This is a genomic window from Pseudomonas palleroniana, assembly GCF_003031675.1.
In the GTDB taxonomy this organism is placed as follows: domain Bacteria; phylum Pseudomonadota; class Gammaproteobacteria; order Pseudomonadales; family Pseudomonadaceae; genus Aquipseudomonas; species Aquipseudomonas palleroniana.
In genome coordinates this window covers 64,468-81,458 of sequence record NZ_PYWX01000007.1, presented here as the reverse complement: position 1 = coordinate 81,458, position 16,991 = coordinate 64,468, and the positions used below count along the sequence as shown (strand labels likewise).

The 16,991-nt window shown below is 59.8% G+C and carries 17 protein-coding genes; 8 read left to right on the top strand and 9 right to left on the bottom strand.

The window, feature by feature from the left end:
• Positions 1–25: 25 nt before the first annotated feature.
• From C9383_RS02240 to C9383_RS02230, 3 genes are all read right to left on the bottom strand, one after another.
• A complete protein-coding gene (locus C9383_RS02240; protein WP_060753252.1) occupies positions 26–994 on the bottom strand; it encodes a L,D-transpeptidase family protein in 969 nt (322 codons plus the stop codon).
• An 80-nt stretch (positions 995–1,074) separates the two neighbouring features.
• Positions 1,075–1,368 (bottom strand): hypothetical protein, encoded by a 294-nt coding sequence (locus tag C9383_RS02235; RefSeq protein ID WP_060753251.1) that lies wholly within the window; start codon positions 1,366–1,368, stop codon positions 1,075–1,077.
• A gap of 58 nt (positions 1,369–1,426) precedes the next feature.
• Positions 1,427–2,032 carry an arylesterase gene (locus C9383_RS02230; protein ID WP_012722978.1) on the bottom strand — a complete coding sequence of 202 codons (606 nt, stop codon included), beginning with the start codon at positions 2,030–2,032 and terminating at the stop codon, positions 1,427–1,429.
• 10 nt (positions 2,033–2,042) lie between these two features.
• On the opposite strand from C9383_RS02230, the gene C9383_RS02225 reads away from it, so the two are divergent.
• Entirely contained in the window at positions 2,043–2,726 is a 684-nt protein-coding gene (locus tag C9383_RS02225) for an ABC transporter ATP-binding protein (protein ID WP_060753249.1), read from the top strand.
• A complete protein-coding gene (locus tag C9383_RS02220) occupies positions 2,726–5,236 on the top strand; it encodes an ABC transporter permease (RefSeq protein ID WP_090366033.1) in 2,511 nt (836 codons plus the stop codon). The genes C9383_RS02225 and C9383_RS02220 overlap by 1 nt, the downstream gene beginning before the upstream one ends.
• A 44-nt stretch (positions 5,237–5,280) precedes the next feature.
• On the opposite strand, the gene greB is transcribed toward C9383_RS02220, so the two are convergent.
• Entirely contained in the window at positions 5,281–5,754 is a 474-nt protein-coding gene (gene greB / locus C9383_RS02215; protein WP_060753247.1) for a transcription elongation factor GreB, read from the bottom strand.
• A gap of 120 nt (positions 5,755–5,874) precedes the next feature.
• On the bottom strand, positions 5,875–6,879 hold the full coding sequence (locus C9383_RS02210; RefSeq protein ID WP_090366035.1) for a hypothetical protein: 1,005 nt from the start codon (positions 6,877–6,879) through the stop codon (positions 5,875–5,877).
• 226 nt (positions 6,880–7,105) lie between these two features.
• Between C9383_RS02210 and C9383_RS02205 the strand changes: the two genes are divergently transcribed.
• From C9383_RS02205 to C9383_RS02195, 3 genes are read left to right on the top strand one after another with little or no spacing between them, the layout of a single operon-like run.
• Positions 7,106–8,032, top strand: coding sequence for an ABC transporter ATP-binding protein (locus C9383_RS02205; RefSeq protein ID WP_090366036.1), 927 nt, complete (start codon positions 7,106–7,108; stop codon positions 8,030–8,032).
• Positions 8,029–8,754 (top strand): ABC transporter permease, encoded by a 726-nt coding sequence (locus C9383_RS02200; protein ID WP_090366038.1) that lies wholly within the window; start codon positions 8,029–8,031, stop codon positions 8,752–8,754. The genes C9383_RS02205 and C9383_RS02200 overlap by 4 nt, the downstream gene beginning before the upstream one ends.
• 15 nt (positions 8,755–8,769) lie before the next feature.
• Positions 8,770–10,515, top strand: coding sequence for a GldG family protein (locus tag C9383_RS02195; RefSeq protein ID WP_090366039.1), 1,746 nt, complete (start codon positions 8,770–8,772; stop codon positions 10,513–10,515).
• Between the two features lie 4 nt (positions 10,516–10,519).
• Here the strand turns inward: C9383_RS02195 and C9383_RS02190 are convergent, their stop codons facing one another.
• From C9383_RS02190 to C9383_RS02180, 3 genes are all read right to left on the bottom strand, one after another.
• Positions 10,520–10,828 carry a hypothetical protein gene (locus C9383_RS02190; RefSeq protein WP_060753242.1) on the bottom strand — a complete coding sequence of 103 codons (309 nt, stop codon included), beginning with the start codon at positions 10,826–10,828 and terminating at the stop codon, positions 10,520–10,522.
• Between the two features lie 260 nt (positions 10,829–11,088).
• Positions 11,089–11,523 (bottom strand): DoxX family protein, encoded by a 435-nt coding sequence (locus C9383_RS02185; protein WP_060753241.1) that lies wholly within the window; start codon positions 11,521–11,523, stop codon positions 11,089–11,091.
• A 103-nt stretch (positions 11,524–11,626) separates the two neighbouring features.
• The gene (locus tag C9383_RS02180) at positions 11,627–13,048 is read right to left on the bottom strand and encodes an MltF family protein (RefSeq protein WP_060753240.1); all 1,422 of its coding nucleotides are present in this window, start codon (positions 13,046–13,048) and stop codon (positions 11,627–11,629) included.
• 235 nt (positions 13,049–13,283) lie between these two features.
• Here C9383_RS02180 and C9383_RS02175 point away from each other — a divergent pair, with 235 nt between their 5' ends.
• From C9383_RS02175 to C9383_RS02165, 3 genes are all read left to right on the top strand, one after another.
• Positions 13,284–14,090 carry a TatD family hydrolase gene (locus C9383_RS02175; RefSeq protein WP_090366041.1) on the top strand — a complete coding sequence of 269 codons (807 nt, stop codon included), beginning with the start codon at positions 13,284–13,286 and terminating at the stop codon, positions 14,088–14,090.
• 110 nt (positions 14,091–14,200) lie between these two features.
• Complete coding sequence (locus C9383_RS02170) at positions 14,201–15,682, top strand: methyl-accepting chemotaxis protein (RefSeq protein WP_090366043.1); 1,482 nt, start codon at positions 14,201–14,203, stop codon at positions 15,680–15,682.
• 116 nt (positions 15,683–15,798) lie between these two features.
• The gene (locus C9383_RS02165) at positions 15,799–16,161 is read left to right on the top strand and encodes a DUF962 domain-containing protein (RefSeq protein WP_090366044.1); all 363 of its coding nucleotides are present in this window, start codon (positions 15,799–15,801) and stop codon (positions 16,159–16,161) included.
• A 2-nt stretch (positions 16,162–16,163) separates the two neighbouring features.
• Here the strand turns inward: C9383_RS02165 and C9383_RS02160 are convergent, their stop codons facing one another.
• Positions 16,164–16,961 carry an acyl-CoA thioesterase gene (locus C9383_RS02160; protein ID WP_090366046.1) on the bottom strand — a complete coding sequence of 266 codons (798 nt, stop codon included), beginning with the start codon at positions 16,959–16,961 and terminating at the stop codon, positions 16,164–16,166.
• Between the last annotated feature and the right edge of the window lie 30 nt (positions 16,962–16,991).

Here is a 16,991-nt window from a genome sequence, read left to right as displayed (position 1 = left end):
GGCCATGGCGGGCTTGTCCAGAGGCTTACTGCTGCAAGTCAACCGGCGCGCTGGAGGCGACCGGGGCGGCACCCGGTACGCCGATTTCAGTCGGCAGGCCATCTTCGGCGGCGACCACATCGCGCACCTGATCCCAGTTGACCCGCAGGTTGTTGGCCAAGTCTTCGCGCTTGAGCAAGGCATTGATGACCGCAGTATGCTTGTCGACCACTGATGGCGTGCCATCGTCGTTCAGCGGCGTGTGCGCTTCAAGGTAGACCTTGCCGCCGCTGCTGCCGAACTTGTAGGCATCGTTGATGATACGTACCGAGGTGCCCACCGGCACCATGCTGGCCATTTCCAACACGTTGTTGTTGAACATGCGGAAGCAACCGTGGCTTGTACGCGTGCCGATACCAAATTTCATGTTGGAGCCGTGGATCAGATAGCCCGGCGTGCCCAGGGTGAACTTGAACGGCCCCAGCGGGTTGTCCGGACCGGCGGGCACCACATTGGGCAGCGGGTCACCATTGGCGGCGTGTTCGGCCTTGATCGAGGCAGGCGGTGTCCACGTCGGGTTCGGCGTCTTGGCGATGATGCTGGTATGGGCAATCGGCGAGCCCCAGCCTTCACGGCCAATCCCCAAGGGGAAGGTGTAGACCACGTTCTGCCCTTTGGGGAAGTAGTAGAGCCGGTATTCCGCCAGGTTGATCACGATGCCTTCGCGAGGGCCAGGCGGCAGGATGAACCGCGTCGGCAGCACAATCTCGGTGCCCGCGCCAGGCAACCAGGCATCCACGCCCGGGTTGGCCGCGACCATTTCCGAATAGCCCAGGTCGTAGGTAGTGCCAAGGTCAGCAAAGGTATCTTCGTATTTGGCCTTGATCACCTGGACCTGACCAACAATGTCCTCACCTGGTGGTGGCAAGGGCAACTGCAAGGCTGCCGACGGGCCGGCCGCACAGAGAGCAGCGAGAGACAGGCAGCAGGTGACGACGGAAAGGCGCGACAACATCCGGGAAATCCTTCGCAGAACGACGGGTAGGAAAAAACTGATTGTATACGTGAAGCGAGCGTCAAGCATCCATCGCCCCGCTACAGCTCGAAGCGCAGCTCCGGCCAGATCGGCGGCGTGCCGCGCTTTTGCGATTCGAGAATGGCGCGACACAAGGGGCAAAGCCGCTGATCCTGAAAAAGCGAGCGGTCCACCGATGACCAACGGGGTTGCGCGGGCAACAAAGTGCCGCACAGCGTACGGTCGATCGAGCCGCCCAACTCCAGCTGGCGCGCCACCAAATGCACCCTGACTTCCTGGCAGGCGAACAGATCCAGCTGCTCGTCCGGCTCGATCAGTTGGTAGTTAAACAGGGACCAGGCAGGACGCGACATCAAGGGCTCCAAATCAGGGGGGCGCCACATTAGCCGAAAGCCTGCCGCTAGAAAAGCGTCATAACAGCGGTTTTAGCGTCGGCCAGACATTTTCCAGCAATTTGCCCTGGGCACCGACTGCCGGGTGCAGTTGATCCGCCTGCATCAACTCCGGATGCCCGCCCACGCCGTCAAGAAAAAACGGCACCAACGGCACGTTTTTCTCTTTGGCCAATACGCCGTACACCTCAGCGAATGCAGTGGTGTAACGCGGGCCGTAATTGGGCGGTAGTTGCATCCCCAACAGCAGCACCTTGGCACCACCGGCTTTGGATTGGTCGATCATCGATGCAAGATTTTGTTTCAATTGCGCTGGAGGCTGGCCACGCAAGCCGTCATTGCCGCCCAGCTCGATAACCACGACATCCGGCTTATGCTCTGCAAGCGCCGCCGGCAGCCGCGCCAGGCCTCCGGCGCTGGTGTCACCGCTGATGGATGCATTGACTACTTTATCGTCGAAACCTTCCTGCTTGAGCCGTTGCTCCAGCAGCGCGACCCACCCTTTGCGGGTATCCAGGCCGAAACCGGCACTGATACTATCGCCAACGATCAGGACTGTACCCGCCGCTGCGTTCTGGGCCATGCACATCAAGGCCAGGCCAGCACTCAAAAACCACATTCGCATCGGATTCTCCATGGGCGCAAGCATTCTCACCGCGCGAAACCTTAGCAAAGTGGTTCCCAGCGCGGAAGGTGAACTGACTATCCTGCACCAACTGAGCCTGGAACTGAACAAAGGCGATAGCCTGGCTATCGTCGGCAGTTCCGGCTCCGGCAAATCCACTCTCCTGGGCCTGCTGGCCGGCCTCGACCTGCCCAGCAGTGGCGAAGTCACTCTTGCCGGTCAAGCCCTGAGCACCCTGGATGAAGACCAGCGCGCGCGCATCCGTGCCGAGCATGTGGGTTTTGTATTCCAGTCTTTCCAACTGCTCGACAGCCTCAATGCATTGGAAAACGTCATGCTGCCGCTGGAGCTGGACGGCCGCCAGGACGCCCGCGAGCGCGCCCGGCACCTGCTGGAGCGCGTTGGCCTGGGCCAGCGGCTGACCCACTCGCCGCGCCAGCTTTCCGGCGGCGAACAGCAACGGGTGGCGATCGCTCGCGCTTTTGCGGCAGAACCCGACGTGCTGTTTGCCGACGAGCCCACCGGCAACCTCGACAGTCACACCGGCGAGCGCATCAGTGATTTGCTGTTCGAACTCAACAAGGAGAGCGGCACGACCCTGGTGCTGGTCACCCACGATGAGCGCCTGGCTCATCGTTGCCGGCGTTTGATCCGCCTTGAAGCCGGCCTGATGGTCGCGCCACTGGAGCCTTGATGGCACGTTTGCCGCTATTGCGTCTGTTCAGCCTTGCCATGCGTCAATTGCTGCGCGATGCCCGCTCCGGCGAATTGCGTGTGCTGTTCTTCGCCCTGCTGGTGGCTGTTGCTGCCAGCACTGCCATCGGCTACTTCGGCGCACGCCTCAACGGCGCCATGCTGTTGCGCGCCACTGAATTTCTCGGTGCCGACCTGGTGCTCGAAGGCAGTTCGCCGGCTCGCCCCGAGCAGATCCAAACCGGGACCGAACTGGGCCTGGATCACGCACGCATCGTAGAGTTCTCCAGTGTTATCGCCACGGATAACGGTATCCAACTCTCCAGCATCAAGGCGGTCAACGAGCAATACCCGCTGCGCGGCGAGCTTAAAAGTGCCGCGCAGCCCTTCGGGGTCGAAACAGCGGGAGGCGGCCCCAAGCCCGGAGAGGCCTGGGTAGAGGCACGGCTGCTGACAGCGCTGGACCTGAAGGTTGGCGACAGCATCGATGTCGGCATGAAGACCCTGCACCTGACACGCATACTGACCTATGAGCCCGACCGGGCCGGCAATTTCTACAGCCTCACGCCCCGGGTGATGATCAACCTGGCCGACCTGGAGGCGACCGGCGTGGTCCAGCCCGGCAGCCGCGTCAGCTACCGCGAACTGTGGCGGGCGCCCCAAGGCAGTACGGCGCTGCAAACCTATCGTGACCTGGTCAAACCCGGCCTCGCCGCCAACCAGCGTCTGCAGGACTCACGCGACGGCAATCAGCAAATCGGCGGTGCGCTGGGCAAGGCCGAGCGCTACCTGAACATGGCCAGCCTGGTGGCAGTGCTGCTGGCCGGGGTAGCAGTGGCGTTATCGGCCAATCGTTTTGCCAGCCGACGTTTCGATGCCAGCGCGCTACTGCGTTGCCTGGGGTTGTCACGGCGCGAAGCGATGTTGCTGTTCAGCCTGCAACTGAGCGTATTGGGACTGCTGGCGAGCCTGACCGGCGCCCTGCTCGGCTGGCTGGCGCAGTTTGGGCTGTTCTATTTCCTGCACGACCTGCTGCCGGCGGACGTGCCACCCGGCGGGTTGTTACCTGCGGTCGCGGGAATTGGCACCGGGCTGGTTGCCCTCGCCGGCTTCGCCCTGCCGCCGCTGGCTGCCCTGGGCCGTGTTCCACCGCTGCGAGTATTGCGGCGTGACCTGTTGCCTATCCCCTCCAGCACCTGGATGGTCTACGGCGCCGCATTGTTCGCCCTCGGGTTGATCATGTGGCGCCTGAGCCTCGACCTGGTACTGACTTTCGCGCTGCTGGGCGGTGGCGTGGTGGCGGCGCTGATCCTCGGCGGCCTGCTTCTATTGCTGCTGCAAAGCCTGCGGCGATTGTTGGCCCGTGCATCCCTGCCCTGGCGCCTGGGCCTGGGACAATTGCTGCGTCATCCGTTGGCGGCGGCAGGCCAGTCCCTGGCCTTTGGCTTGATCCTGTTATCCATGGGGTTGATCGCCCTGCTGCGCGGCGAATTGCTCGATACCTGGCAGAACCAGTTGCCCAAGGATGCCCCCAACTATTTCGCACTGAACATCCTGCCGGCCGACAAAGACGCTTTTGGCGCACGCCTGTTGCAGGTGCAAGCCCAATCCGCACCGCTGTATCCGGTCGTGCCGGGCCGGTTGATCAGCATCAATGGCGTTGCGGTGCAGGAAGTGGTCAGCAAGGACTCCAGCGGCGACCGTGCCGTGCAGCGCGACCTGAGCCTGACCTGGGCCGCCGATTTGCCACCGGGCAATGTCCTGAGCGCCGGTTCCTGGTGGTCGCCGCAACCGAGCGATAGCATTCCCGGGGTGTCGGTAGAAGCCAAGGTTGCCGAAAGCCTGAAGCTCAAGCTCGACGATCATCTGGTGTTCACAGTCGGTGGCGAGAATCGAGAAGCCCGCGTAACCAGCCTGCGCACGATCAATTGGGATAATTTCCAACCCAACTTCTTCATGATCTTCCAGCCGGGCACATTGAAGGATCTGCCCGCCACCTACCTGACCAGCTTCTATCTCGCGCCGGGCCACGACCAACAGATCGTCGATCTGTCCAGGGCCTTCCCGGCCGTTACCATCCTGCAGGTCGAGGCACTCCTGGAACAGTTGCGCAGCATCCTCGCCCAAGTCACCCTGGCGGTGGAGTATGTGCTGCTGTTTGTGTTGGCGGCAGGAATGGCCGTGCTGTTCTCCGGTTTGCAGGCCACCCTGGATGAGCGAATTCGCCAAGGCGCGCTGTTGCGTGCCTTGGGCGCCGAACGCAAGTTGCTGGTCAAGGCGCGACGCATTGAGTTCGGCTTGCTGGGTGCGGTCAGCGGCCTGCTGGCCGCACTCGGCACAGAGCTGGTGACCTGGGTGCTGTATCGCTACGCGTTTGACCTGGCCTGGCACCCTCACCCGTGGCTGCTGCTATTGCCGGTGATAGGTGCCCTACTGATTGGTGGCGCCGGGGTCTTCGGCACGCGCCGTGCGTTGAATGCCAGCCCGCTGACAGTACTGCGCGAAGGCTGAAACGCCGACGGCCTGCACCCTGCCCGGGCGCAGGCCGTCATGGCCTACTTCTCATACTCGATGTGCGTGATCCACCAGCACACTTCCCCGTTTGGGGTCTGCACAATCGCTTCATCGTCCACTTCCTTGCGCAGCAGCGCACGCGCCATGGGCGAGTCAATGGAGATGTAATCCATGCGGTCGTAGATCTCGTCATAACCCACGATGCGAAAGCGCTTGGTATCACCCTGTTCGTTTTCGATCTCCACCCAGGCACCGAAGAATACTTTCCCCTCTTGCTCGGGCCGGTACTCCACCACGCGCATGTCTTCCAGGCGTTTGCGCAGGTAACGCACCCGCCGGTCGATTTCACGCAGCAGCTTCTTGTTGTACTGGTAGTCCGCGTTTTCGCTGCGGTCTCCCAGGGAAGCGGCCCATGTCACTTTGCGCGTGGTATCAGGGCGCTTCTCACGCCACAGGTAATCCAGCTCTTTTTTCAGCGCATCATGACCTTCTTTGGTAATCAGCTTGGTACTCAAACCCTTGCATCCCCAGGTAATGTCCAATGGTGCCGATACGCCACGGCCTCATGCCCTGGCGCCGGCGGGCTGGAGCTGATGATAAATGAACCCTGCAAAGTAGCCAGACCGGCAGGCAGATCAATTCATCTCAGGCGCCTCCAGGACCCGGTCCAGCTCAAGCAGCGTGCTGTGCAGGTGCTGCCGCATGGCTGACAGCTGCGACATCATCAGCGTCAATTTTTCGGTTTTTTGGCCGGCCCCGAGCAGCTCGTCCTGCAGTTGCCTGTGACGCTGCTCGACCTCGCGGCTTTTCTCATCCAGCTGGCTTTGCTGCTGGTGCAGGCGAACTTGCCACTGTTCAAGCATCTCTTCTCGCTCGATGGCTGCATGCTTTTTTTGCGCCAGCTCCTGGGCGACCCGGGCAAGATTAGCCAGTGTGCTGTCCACCTCAAGCAAGGTGGCGTGCTCCTGGTGAGCCGGCAGTTTCGCGGACGCAACCTCGCTCGACTCAAGCTCAACCGGCAGTGTACTCAGCCCCGCGGGTACGGATGCGTCGGGTAACGCGCTCACCGAATGTGAAGGTTCCTCGACAGTGTATTGATCCGCCGACTGAGTAGCGGCCTTCGGATGGCTCACGTCCTTCGGCGGTGCCACCATTTGGGACGAAAAGCGAATGCTCGGCACGATGACCGTCGTGCTTTCGATCGCGGGCAATGTGGGCGCTGACATGCCCAAGGTGATCACCTTCATCACCAGCGCCTTCTTGATAATCACCGAGTGATGATCTTCGGGCCTGGCAGGCGGCAACCTGCAACCTTTCAAATCCACAAAATGAAAAGGCGTCTGGGGCTCGCCAGGGCCACTTGTCTTTGCGCCAGAGGCGCTCATGAGGATCTGCTTGAAGACCTGCATCGCCACTTGCAGGTCTTCCTTGGAGTCCACGCCCCCGAGGAAATAGCGCTCGAGTTTTTTACGCAATGCCGCGATATAAACCCGCGAGTGACCGGGTTCAGCCTCTTCATCCAGGCTATATACAAGAAAGTTCGAGTCGATCTGCGCGACAGCAAACCCACAGAGCAGTGCACCGTTGACGGGCGCCTCTTCACCACTGCGTTCAAGAACAAGGGTACGTAGAAGCATCATGACAGTCAGACCTCATCACAAAAAAGAAAACTTTATATAAACATCAGATAAACATCCGACCATTAACAAGCCCTCAAAACAAAACAATTGTTTCAGTGAGTTATCAAACCGAGCGTAGGACTTGTCTTATTAATCAGATCACGCGTTCCCAAGCGCAACTATTGAACGTACCCTTTTTAATGACCTCAACGGCCATCCGCCCCTGCCAAACTTATTCGGTAAACCCATGATCGAGATAAGCAACCTGACGAAACAACTTGGCAGAAAAAACATAATTACCGACTTTTCATTCTGCACCCAGCGCCGAGAATGCATAGGTCTGTTTGGCGAGCGGGGTTCCGGCAAGACAACGTTATTGAACTTGATCTCGGGTGCGATCAAGCCAACTTCCGGGAACATCAATATTCAGGGAATGAGCACCCAGACCCATCCCATTCAAACAAGGAACGCAGTGGGCTATCAACTTCGTGACGGCCTCAGTCACGATGTGATGTCCGTCAAAAGCCTGCTGAACTTTGTTGCCGCAGTCAGGGGATTGCGTGGTGCCGAAAAACGCAAAAGAGTTGATCAAGTCGTTATGCGCCTGGAACTGTCATCCGTATTCAACTGCCCGATGGATACGCTCTCCCTTGGCATACAGCGCAAAGTTGCAATTGCCCAAGCCATCGTGCATTCGCCCAAGTTGCTTTTACTGGACGAGCCCTTGGAAGGACTTGGCCCTGATCAGTGGCTCAAGCTCAGGGCACTTATCCAGTCCTTGAGCGAAGAAATGACCCTCATCATCGCCTCCCGTCATTGCGACGCGCTGTCTGATCTTTGCACCCGGGCGCTGGTTATCGCGGGGGGGCGCCTGAAGGCCGATACCTCTCTGGTGGACCTGCAACGCAGCTCCAGACATTACCAAGCTGTAACCCTGGCCGCCAATACACCACTGGATTTACTGGCGCTCGCCGTCTTACCCGGCGTCGCAGGCATTGAAGAAGACCGGCATACACCGGGCACGGTGACGGTTCTGGCCATGCCTGGCCACGCCATTTTCCCTTCCATCAACGCGCTCATCACCCACCGCGGCTGGAACATCACGTCCATGCACCTGGAGCCAGGACGCTTGAACGACGTTGTTCACCATCTCAGCCAAGAGGTATCCCCTTGAAACTGCTAACCGTCATTTTCAAACGCCAACTCGCCAGTTATGCCTCTTCACCCAGTACTTATCTGAGCGTGGCGGTGTTCCTGGCGCTCTGTGCCACGCTGGGGTTGCACACCCAGCAGTGGCTGGAGCGAAACAGTGGCGACATGCAAGCCTTCTTCGAGTTTCACCCTTGGCTCTATCTTCTGCTGATTCCCACTTTAGCGACGCAGTTATGGTCAGATGAACATAACGCGAGCTTTTCGAACATGATGAAAACCTTGCCTGTCACCTCGACGGAACGCGTTATCGGAAAGTTCATGGCGGCTTGGGTCGTGTGCAGCATTGCCCTGCTTTTAAACTTTCCAATAGTGATCGCCACTCACTTTCTTGGCACCGCCGACAACGGCGTTATCGCCTCACAATTCATCGCCAGCTGGTTACTGGCGGGCAGTTACCTGGCGGTCGGTTGCTTTGTCTGTGTACTGACTCACCAACGCATTGTGATTTTCCTGTTGACACTGGGTCTGCTACTAACCATCAGCGGCCTGTCTTCCATACTCGATGCGCTGGAACATCAGGCCCCGATATGGGTGGTCGATAGCTTGATATCGCTCAATCCTATTTTACGTTTCAACACGATGGACAGCGGAAAACTGACCCTTCAAGACGTGTTTTACTTCATCAGTATCATCTTTGTTTTTCTTTCAGCGACGACTGTCACACTCAACTATAAAAACCGCTGAGAAGGAAAGTCCCTGATGCGATCCGCTTTTCGTACAGGTATGACGCTCATCGTCATGTCGCTACTTTTTCTCGCATTCAATCTGGTCTGGATAAAAAAACTACCTGACATTCGCTGGGATTTTTCACAAGAGAAAAACCATACTTTATCGCCGGCCGCGCGAAACTTTCTTACAACACTCGAAGGCCCGCTGGATTTGTATTACTTCAACTCAGTCAATGATCCCAAGAAACCCCACGCATTAAAACGCTACGGTCAACGGGTGGAAGATTTACTCAGGGAGTTTGAAAAAGCAGCCAGGGGCCTGATCAACCTGCATGTTATCGACCCGGCTCCATTTTCCGAGGAAGCCTACAAGGCCAGTTTATTCGGACTGGATAATACGCAAGGTTTCGTGGGCCTCATCGGCACACGCACCGGCCAAAGTGCACAGCGCATCGAAGCTTTCAGCCCAGACCAGGCGCCCTTGCTTGAGTATGAAATCAGCCGACTGATCCATGCCTTGATGCAGCCTGAACGTCCGACTGTCGGCGTGCTGTCGGGGCTCGCGTCCAATGTTGCTACGGGAGAACTGTTGGCGCAGATGCGCGGGCATTTCAACCTGGTGGAACTGAGCGCCAACATCGCCCAGGTACCGGCATCGATCGGGACGTTGATGGTCATCCACCCGCGCACCCTGCCCGAGCAAGCCTTGTATGCGATTGAACAGCACGTATTAAAGGGCGCCAGGCTGATGATCTTCATCGACCCGGTGAGCGAGATGGCCACGGGCTCCGTCTCGACAGACTCCAAGCTGGAGGAACTGCTTGCGGCCTGGAGTGTGCAGATGCCGACGGACAAGCTGTTGGTCGATAACCTCTACGCCTCATCGGCCACCCAGGGCCCAGGAAAGCCGATGGTATTGCACCCGGCCAGGCTGAACCTGCCACGACAGGCCATGGCCGCCAACGATATAAGCAGTTGGAAACTGAGCTCAATGATCGTGTCGAGCAGCGGCGCACTTTCCCGCACGCGGAAAAGCCGTATGACCTTCACGCCCCTGCTGCAAAGCTCTCGGCAATCGGTACTGCTCGACGCAAGGCAATTTGCTTTCGCGACGACGTTCGATTCACTCGCCGATAACGCCGCTGCGCCCAGGCAGGCCCACGTTATTGCGGCTCGCCTTGAGGGCCCCGCCTACTCGGTGTTTCCCGAGGGACTGAATGGAAAGCCACCCGGCGTGCAGAAAGCCTCACAGATCCAGGTCGTGGTGATCGCCGACACGGATATGCTCGCAGACGCGGTCATCCGCTCGGCCCCCAACAGCAACGTGCAATTTGTCTTGAACACCTTGGATAACCTGGCGGCATCACCGGCGCTTGCGGCCATTCGACCACGCGCCACGCACAGCCGGCCCCTGCATACGCTCGAACACATGCGTGAGACCGCGGCGCAGGCTTATCGGGAAAGCGCGGGAGAGCTGGAACGACGACTTGAGCACACGGAACAAGAGTGGCAACGCTTGAACCCACAGGCTGCGAGTGTGGGTACCCAGGCAGTGGCAGCCAATACCCAGTTGCAAGCGCTCAACAGGGAGCGCCTGCGACTGCCCATGGAACTCAACGCGCTGAGGGTCAAGGCTTACGCGCCCGTGCATCGCTTCGAAGACAGCCTGAAGCTGCTGCTGATCGCGACGGTGCCGCTGCTGTTATGCCTGATCGCCTGGATGCTGGCTTTTTGGTTGCGTCGGCGTCGGGCGCGCTCTTCAGCGGCCGGTCACTGAGCTCTCAGCGGCGGGTGATCAGGCCCTGTCGGGCAATACGCGTGAGGTGGCGGATCACGTCATCGGCATTGCCGGCACTGGGCGCCTGTATCACCGCGAGGTCGAAACTGTTGCTGGCAAAACGCGCCAGGGAATCACCGTCTTCAACGAACTGGATCAGAAAAGCCGAAGGCCGCCCAGTACGACGAGGCCAGCCATCCAGATAACGCAGCAGCGTCGGCTGGTGCTTGCCGCCAAGCAGGATCTTTGGATTGCGTTGAGTCAGGCCCGCAGTGATCGGGGCGAGTCGAATAAGGGGGCGTAGTGCATTCATCGTGTCGTGTCTCTGCCTCAAAAGTCTGCGGGCAGGTGAGAGGCAACACCGAACCAGCGCTTTAGCGGTATTTCGAAGTGTGCTCTGTAGGGCAGAACCGTCTTCTGTCGGGCTGCATCGAGTCCCGGTGGCGCCCCGCAATTAGCTGTTTAAATCGGCGCATGAGCAGCATCCTAGAGAAGCCGATAGGCCAGTGTCAAGAATCCCGGACAACGAAAAAGCCCGCACGTGGCGGGCTTTTGGGGGACGTTAACCGAGGGTCAGCGGCTGATGGCGCCATCGGCCGACAGTTTGCCGGCGCCTTCCAACAGCACGGCCAGCGTACCGCCCAGCAAGGCCAATGCGAACTCATAACCGTTGTTGGCCATGAACAGACCGTTGTGGATATGCACCGAGAAAATCGCCACCAGTGTAAGAATGGTCAAACCCAATGCCGCAGGGCGTGCCAACAAGCCGATGATCAGCGCCAGGCCGGCAAAGAACTCGGTACCGCCCGACAACACGGCCATCAGGGTGCCGGGTGCCAGGCCGATGCTTTCCATCCACTGTGCCGTGCCGGCCAGGCCATAACCGCCAAACCAGCCGAAGAGTTTCTGTGAGCCGTGGGCGGCGAAGATAATGCCGACAAAGATGCGCAGGATGGTCAGGCCATAACCGGCGCGGGTGGACAGAATGCTTTTGATCAGTGGGCTCATCGGGGTAATCCTTTTCTAAGTAGGAGGTGGTTGGCCGCTATATTAATCAAATTAGGCAATGTTAAAAGCCGAAAAAATGCCTAATAGACATCGAATAAATCGATTATTTGCGTGAGGCGATCTTTGGCCCTGCCGGCTCCAGGGACTCCCGCTCCCGATTGAACGCCAGGTAATACTTGTTCACGCTATTAACATAGCTGACGCCACCCATCCCCACCTGCTCCATGGCAATGCGTTCAACCTGGAAGAACCACTGGTTCGGATTCAGCCCACGCCGTCGCGCCTCCGCCCGCATGCCCTGTACGCGCTCCGGGCCCATGTTGTAAGCCGCCAATACAAAGGCCATGCGCTCTCTTTCGTTGAGCTTGGGGCTGGCGAAGAACTTCCGACGGATCATCGACAAGTAGCGCGCGCCCGCCTGCACATTGCTATCAAGGCTCTCGATACTATTCACCCCGACCCGCTGGGCCGCTGAAGGGGTGATCTGCATCAAGCCCGTAGGCCCACCGCTGTTGCGCGCACCAGGGTCCAGTGCGGACTCCTTGAACGCCAGCGCGGCCAGGTTCAACCAGTCAATGCCCTGCTCCCGGGCATGTTTTTGCAGGACCGGGCGCAGCTTCTCCAGGCGCTGGCGGTCGGCGCGAGCCAGTGGGTTGCGCACCTGATAGAGGCGTCGGTAGATCCGTTGAAAGGCCACATCCTGATCGGACGGGGTGCGATAAACCTTGAGGAACCGATCGATGCTGGCCCGCAGCATCGAAGCATCCTGGCGCACGAACCAATATTCGTCACCCGGCTCGCTGATCACGACCTGCTTGTCAAAACGAAGCTTGGGCAGGATTTTCGACCAGCGTTCGGCGATGGGTTTCTCAACGATGGTCAAGTGGAAGATCCCGGCCTGGACCATCTCCAGCACATCTTCCACCGCCAATGTCGGATCGACCCACTCCACCTTTATCGGTGGTTGCTTGTGCAGCGCAAGCTTCTGATTGACCTGGCTGATGGCATCCGCCGCGGCACTGCCGGTGGTCAGCGACAATGTTCGCCCCGATAATTGCTCAAGCCTGGTAAACCGGCGCTCACCTTTCACTCCCACCAGCCATAACGGCACATTGCTGACGATCGGATCGCTGGTGCTGAGCTTGTGCGCAGCCTTTACATCCAACAGCTCGCCGGGGGCGACCAGGTCACCTTCGCCACGGGCCAACGCGCCGAGCAACTGGTCCTTGGCCTTGGGAATGATCTTGAGGCTGATTTCTTCACCGTCACGGGCATGGCCGTTCAAGTACTGCTCAAAGGCGCGCAGGCGGTGGTACTCGACACCGATCGCCTGGCCCTGAATTTCGCCCGAGCTGTTGCGGCTCTGATTGACCAGCACGCGCAGGGTGCGGCTGGAACGAATCTGCGCCAGGTCTCGCACCTTGCCGGGCTTGGTCACTTCCACCGGGCCGTCCAGACGCGCTGCCGCCGTCATCGGCAGCAGCAACGTCAAGCACAACATGAGCAACGCCGAGGGTCGGATCATCCGCTCTCCGGAAAGAATACTGGCCAGCGCCCTCGTGAAAGACGAGGCACTGGAGGTCAGAAACAGAGCGCTTAAAGCGCTGGCAAGGCGCGCAACGGTGGCAGGGAGGCAGGCATTCGGCCCACCACAATGTCACTTGCGACGTTCAAAGACAGCTTTAACTCGTTGTAGTTCTTCGTTTTCTTATAAATCTACAGCTCTGATATGCTTTCCGACCGCAGGCGGAGATAGCACCATGCAACTCATTGATATCGGCGTCAACCTGACCAACCCCAGTTTCGACGAGAGGCATCAAGCCGTTCTCGATCGCGCCTATGCCGCCGGCGTACAACAATTGGTGCTGACCGGTACTAGTGTCGACGGCAGCGAACAAGCCTTGGAACTGTGCGTAAAACTCGACGACAGCGGCCAGCATCTGTTCAGCACGGCGGGCATCCATCCGCACTCCGCCAGCGACTGGAACGGCGACAGCGCCCAGCGCTTGCGCGGCTTGCTCAGCGAAAGCCGGGTACGTGCCGTGGGCGAATGCGGGCTGGATTTCAACCGGGACTTTTCCCCGCGCCCTCAGCAGGAAAAAGTCCTCGAAGAGCACCTGGCCCTGGCGGTCGAGTTGAAACTGCCGGTGTTTCTCCACGAACGCGATGCCAACCAGCGCCTGCTGGAGATCCTCAAGGATTACCGCGACCACCTCACCGCCGCCGTGGTGCATTGCTTCACCGGCGAGCAGCAGGCGCTCTTCAGCTATCTCGACCTTGATCTGCATATCGGCATCACCGGCTGGATCTGCGACGAACGCCGTGGGACACATCTGCATCCACTGGTCAGGGAAATCCCGCGCGGGCGCCTGATGCTGGAAAGTGACGCGCCCTACCTGCTGCCGCGCACCCTGCGACCAAAGCCGAAAAATGGTCGCAATGAACCGGCCTATTTGCCGCAGGTGCTGCATGAGGTTGCCCTGCACCGCAGCGAAACCCCGGAAGATCTGGCCGAACACAGCACAGCCTGTGCCCGTGCGTTTTTTGGGCTGCCCTGCCTGGGTTGAGACAACCGGGTCGATGCGGTGCATTGACCCATGTCAAAACCGGATTTCTGAATAGCGGCACAATAATGGCACCTTGCCAATGCTGTTTCCGCTATCAGAGAAAACCTTCCATGGGTGCCTGGCTTAGCAATATCTCGCTGAAATACAAATTCTGGGCCGTCAACGCGGTGGCCTTCATCACCACCCTGTTGCTGGTGTTGTACGCCGTGCAGCTCGAACAACAGGCACGCAACGATGCGGCCCGAACCTCGGCGCAAGCGCAAGCACGATTGCTCGCGGCCTGGCCTGCCGACAAGGCGCTGCCCACGGACGAGCATTGGTTGACGTTTGTCCGGGGCCAAGTCCCACAATTGGCAGACCAGGATCTGTCAGCCCTCAGCAGCGCCAGCGGCTGGGTCGAGCTGAATCACAGGGCCTTGTTCGGTGAAAACCCGCTGATCGGTGCTGAAGTCATTACACGTGCCGGCGGGCCACAGATCGCCGTGTTGGCCTATGGACGCAGCCTGAGCCAGGTCTTCGCCGAACGCTTCGCCAACTACGCGGTGGCGGTGCTGATCCTGATGCTGGCGATGCTCGGTGCCTCGCAACTGCTGATCCGTTTCCTGCTCAGTCAACTCAATACCCTCAAGGACGTGATGCTGCACGTTGAGAAAACCGGCGATCTGTCGGCCCGCGTGCCCCTGGCCTGCAAAGACGAAGTCGGCCAGATGGCCAGCGCGTTCAACGCCATGCAGGCCGGCTACCAGCGCGTGGTCAACACCGTGGCAAGCACCGCTCGGCAACTGGACGAGGGCGCCGCACGCCTGGCCAGCAGCATGAACGAAGTGCAACACGGCATGCTCGGCCAGCAGAGCGAAACCGACCAGGCCGCCACGGCGATTAATGAGATGACCGCCACCGTCCACCACATCGCCCAACACGCCGGCGCCACCCGCGACCTGTCCCAGACCGCCGACACCCTTGCCGGCAGCGGCCAGGAGGTGGTCATCCGCGTGCAACACTCCATTGCCGGGCTGTCCACCGGCGTGCAACAAACGGCGGAAATGATCCAGAAACTTGCCGAGGACAGCCAGAAAATCAACGGCGTGGTCAGTGTGATCCACAGCATCGCCGAACAGACCAACCTGCTCGCCCTCAACGCCGCCATCGAAGCCGCTCGCGCCGGGGAAATGGGCCGTGGTTTCGCCGTCGTTGCCGACGAAGTGCGCAACCTCGCCAAACGCGTGCAAAGCTCCACCGACGAAATCACCCGCATGGTCTCGGCGCTGCAAGCCGGTACTCGCGATGCGGTGGATTTCATGCAGGAAAGCTCATTCAAGGCCGACGACTGCGTGCAGCAGGCTCAGGAAGCCGGCGTCGCACTGGCTGAAATCACGGGGGCCGTGGCACAGATGCGCGAGAGCAACACGCAGATCGCCGTGGCCGCCGAGCAGCAAAGCCATGTCGCCGAAGAAATGAACCGGGCGGTGGTAAGTATTCGCGATGTGACGGAAAACACCGTGCAACAGACCGTGGGCTCGGCCAGCACCAGCAATGAACTGGCCACGCTGGCTGGAGCACTGAGCAAGGCGATCGGGCAGTTGAAGCTCTGACGCAATAGCCAAGCAAGGCTGGCTATGGCCCCCATAGTCAGCCCCAATTCGCCCACCCGCCCCACCCCGCCTAAACTCCTCTGCATGTTGTTTCAACGGACAGAGGATTCACCATCATGGGCAAACGTCATCCCAATCTCCCCGCCTGGCAATGGCGTAACTACCCACAGAACCATCAACACCCGACTAACCTGGCGCTGCACCTGATTGCCGTGCCGCTGTTTATCATCGGGTTTCTGTTGATCGTATCCGGGGTGTTCAGCCTGAGCCTGGCCAGTGTTGCCGTGGGCATCATCGGCATCCTGGCCGGCCTGGCGTTGCAGCGCCATGGCCATAGCCTGGAAACCCAGGCCAGTGAGCCCTTCAGTGATCGTAAAGATGCGGTGCAACGGCTGGTGGTCGAACAGTTCGTGACGTTTCCGCGTTTTGTATTGAGCGGTGGCTGGTGGCGTGCCTGGCGACAGCGCCACCGGCATTGAGGTCAGGCGAAGACCACGACGCTCTGGCGGCTGATGGCGATCAACTCGCCGGTCGGGCTCCAGAGTGCGGCGGCGGCATGCCCGTAGCCGTCGCGGGCGTGTTCGATATTGACGTAGTACTGGCACCAGTCGAGGGTGGTCAGCTGCTGCAACGGCTGGATAAATTCGATGGTCCAGGTCAGGGTGCTGCCCGGCGCGGGTTTGCTCAGGTGCGGCAGCAAGGCCGGTGGCCAAGCGTCCACCAGAGCGAGGATATGCGCCTCGGTCAACGCCTCTTCCTTCACATCGCCCCGCAGGCGCACCCAACCGCCCATATCGCGTGATTTATTGCCGGTAAACGGCAGCCCGCCGACGCTCCATCGCATGGCCAGGTGCCGCATGAACTCAGGTGTCACACCTTTGATGTACGGCAACTCCTGGCATTCATCCCAGTGTTTGAACGCCGGTGCAGGTTCGCTTGCGACGTCAATCTGCGACTCACGCGCGGCGCCAAAGCTGGCCTGGACCAGGGTCGCGACTTCGCCGTTCTGCACCACACGGCCGAGCAACTGGCTGACGGCTTTGCCTTCGCGCAATACTTCCACGTGGTAACTGGCGGCTACCTCCGGCTCAACCGGGCCGACGAAGGTGATCGCCAGTGAGCGTAACGGACGGTCCGCCGGTACCTGCGCGCGCAGGGCTTCATATTGCAAGGCGGCGACCAACCCACCAAACGTAGCCCGGCCCTGGCCCCATTCGGCCGGAATGGTCACATCCAGCGGGTTGCTACGGGCGGCATCGAGCAAATCACTAAAGCGCATCGGGACCTCACATCAAGAACACGGATGGGG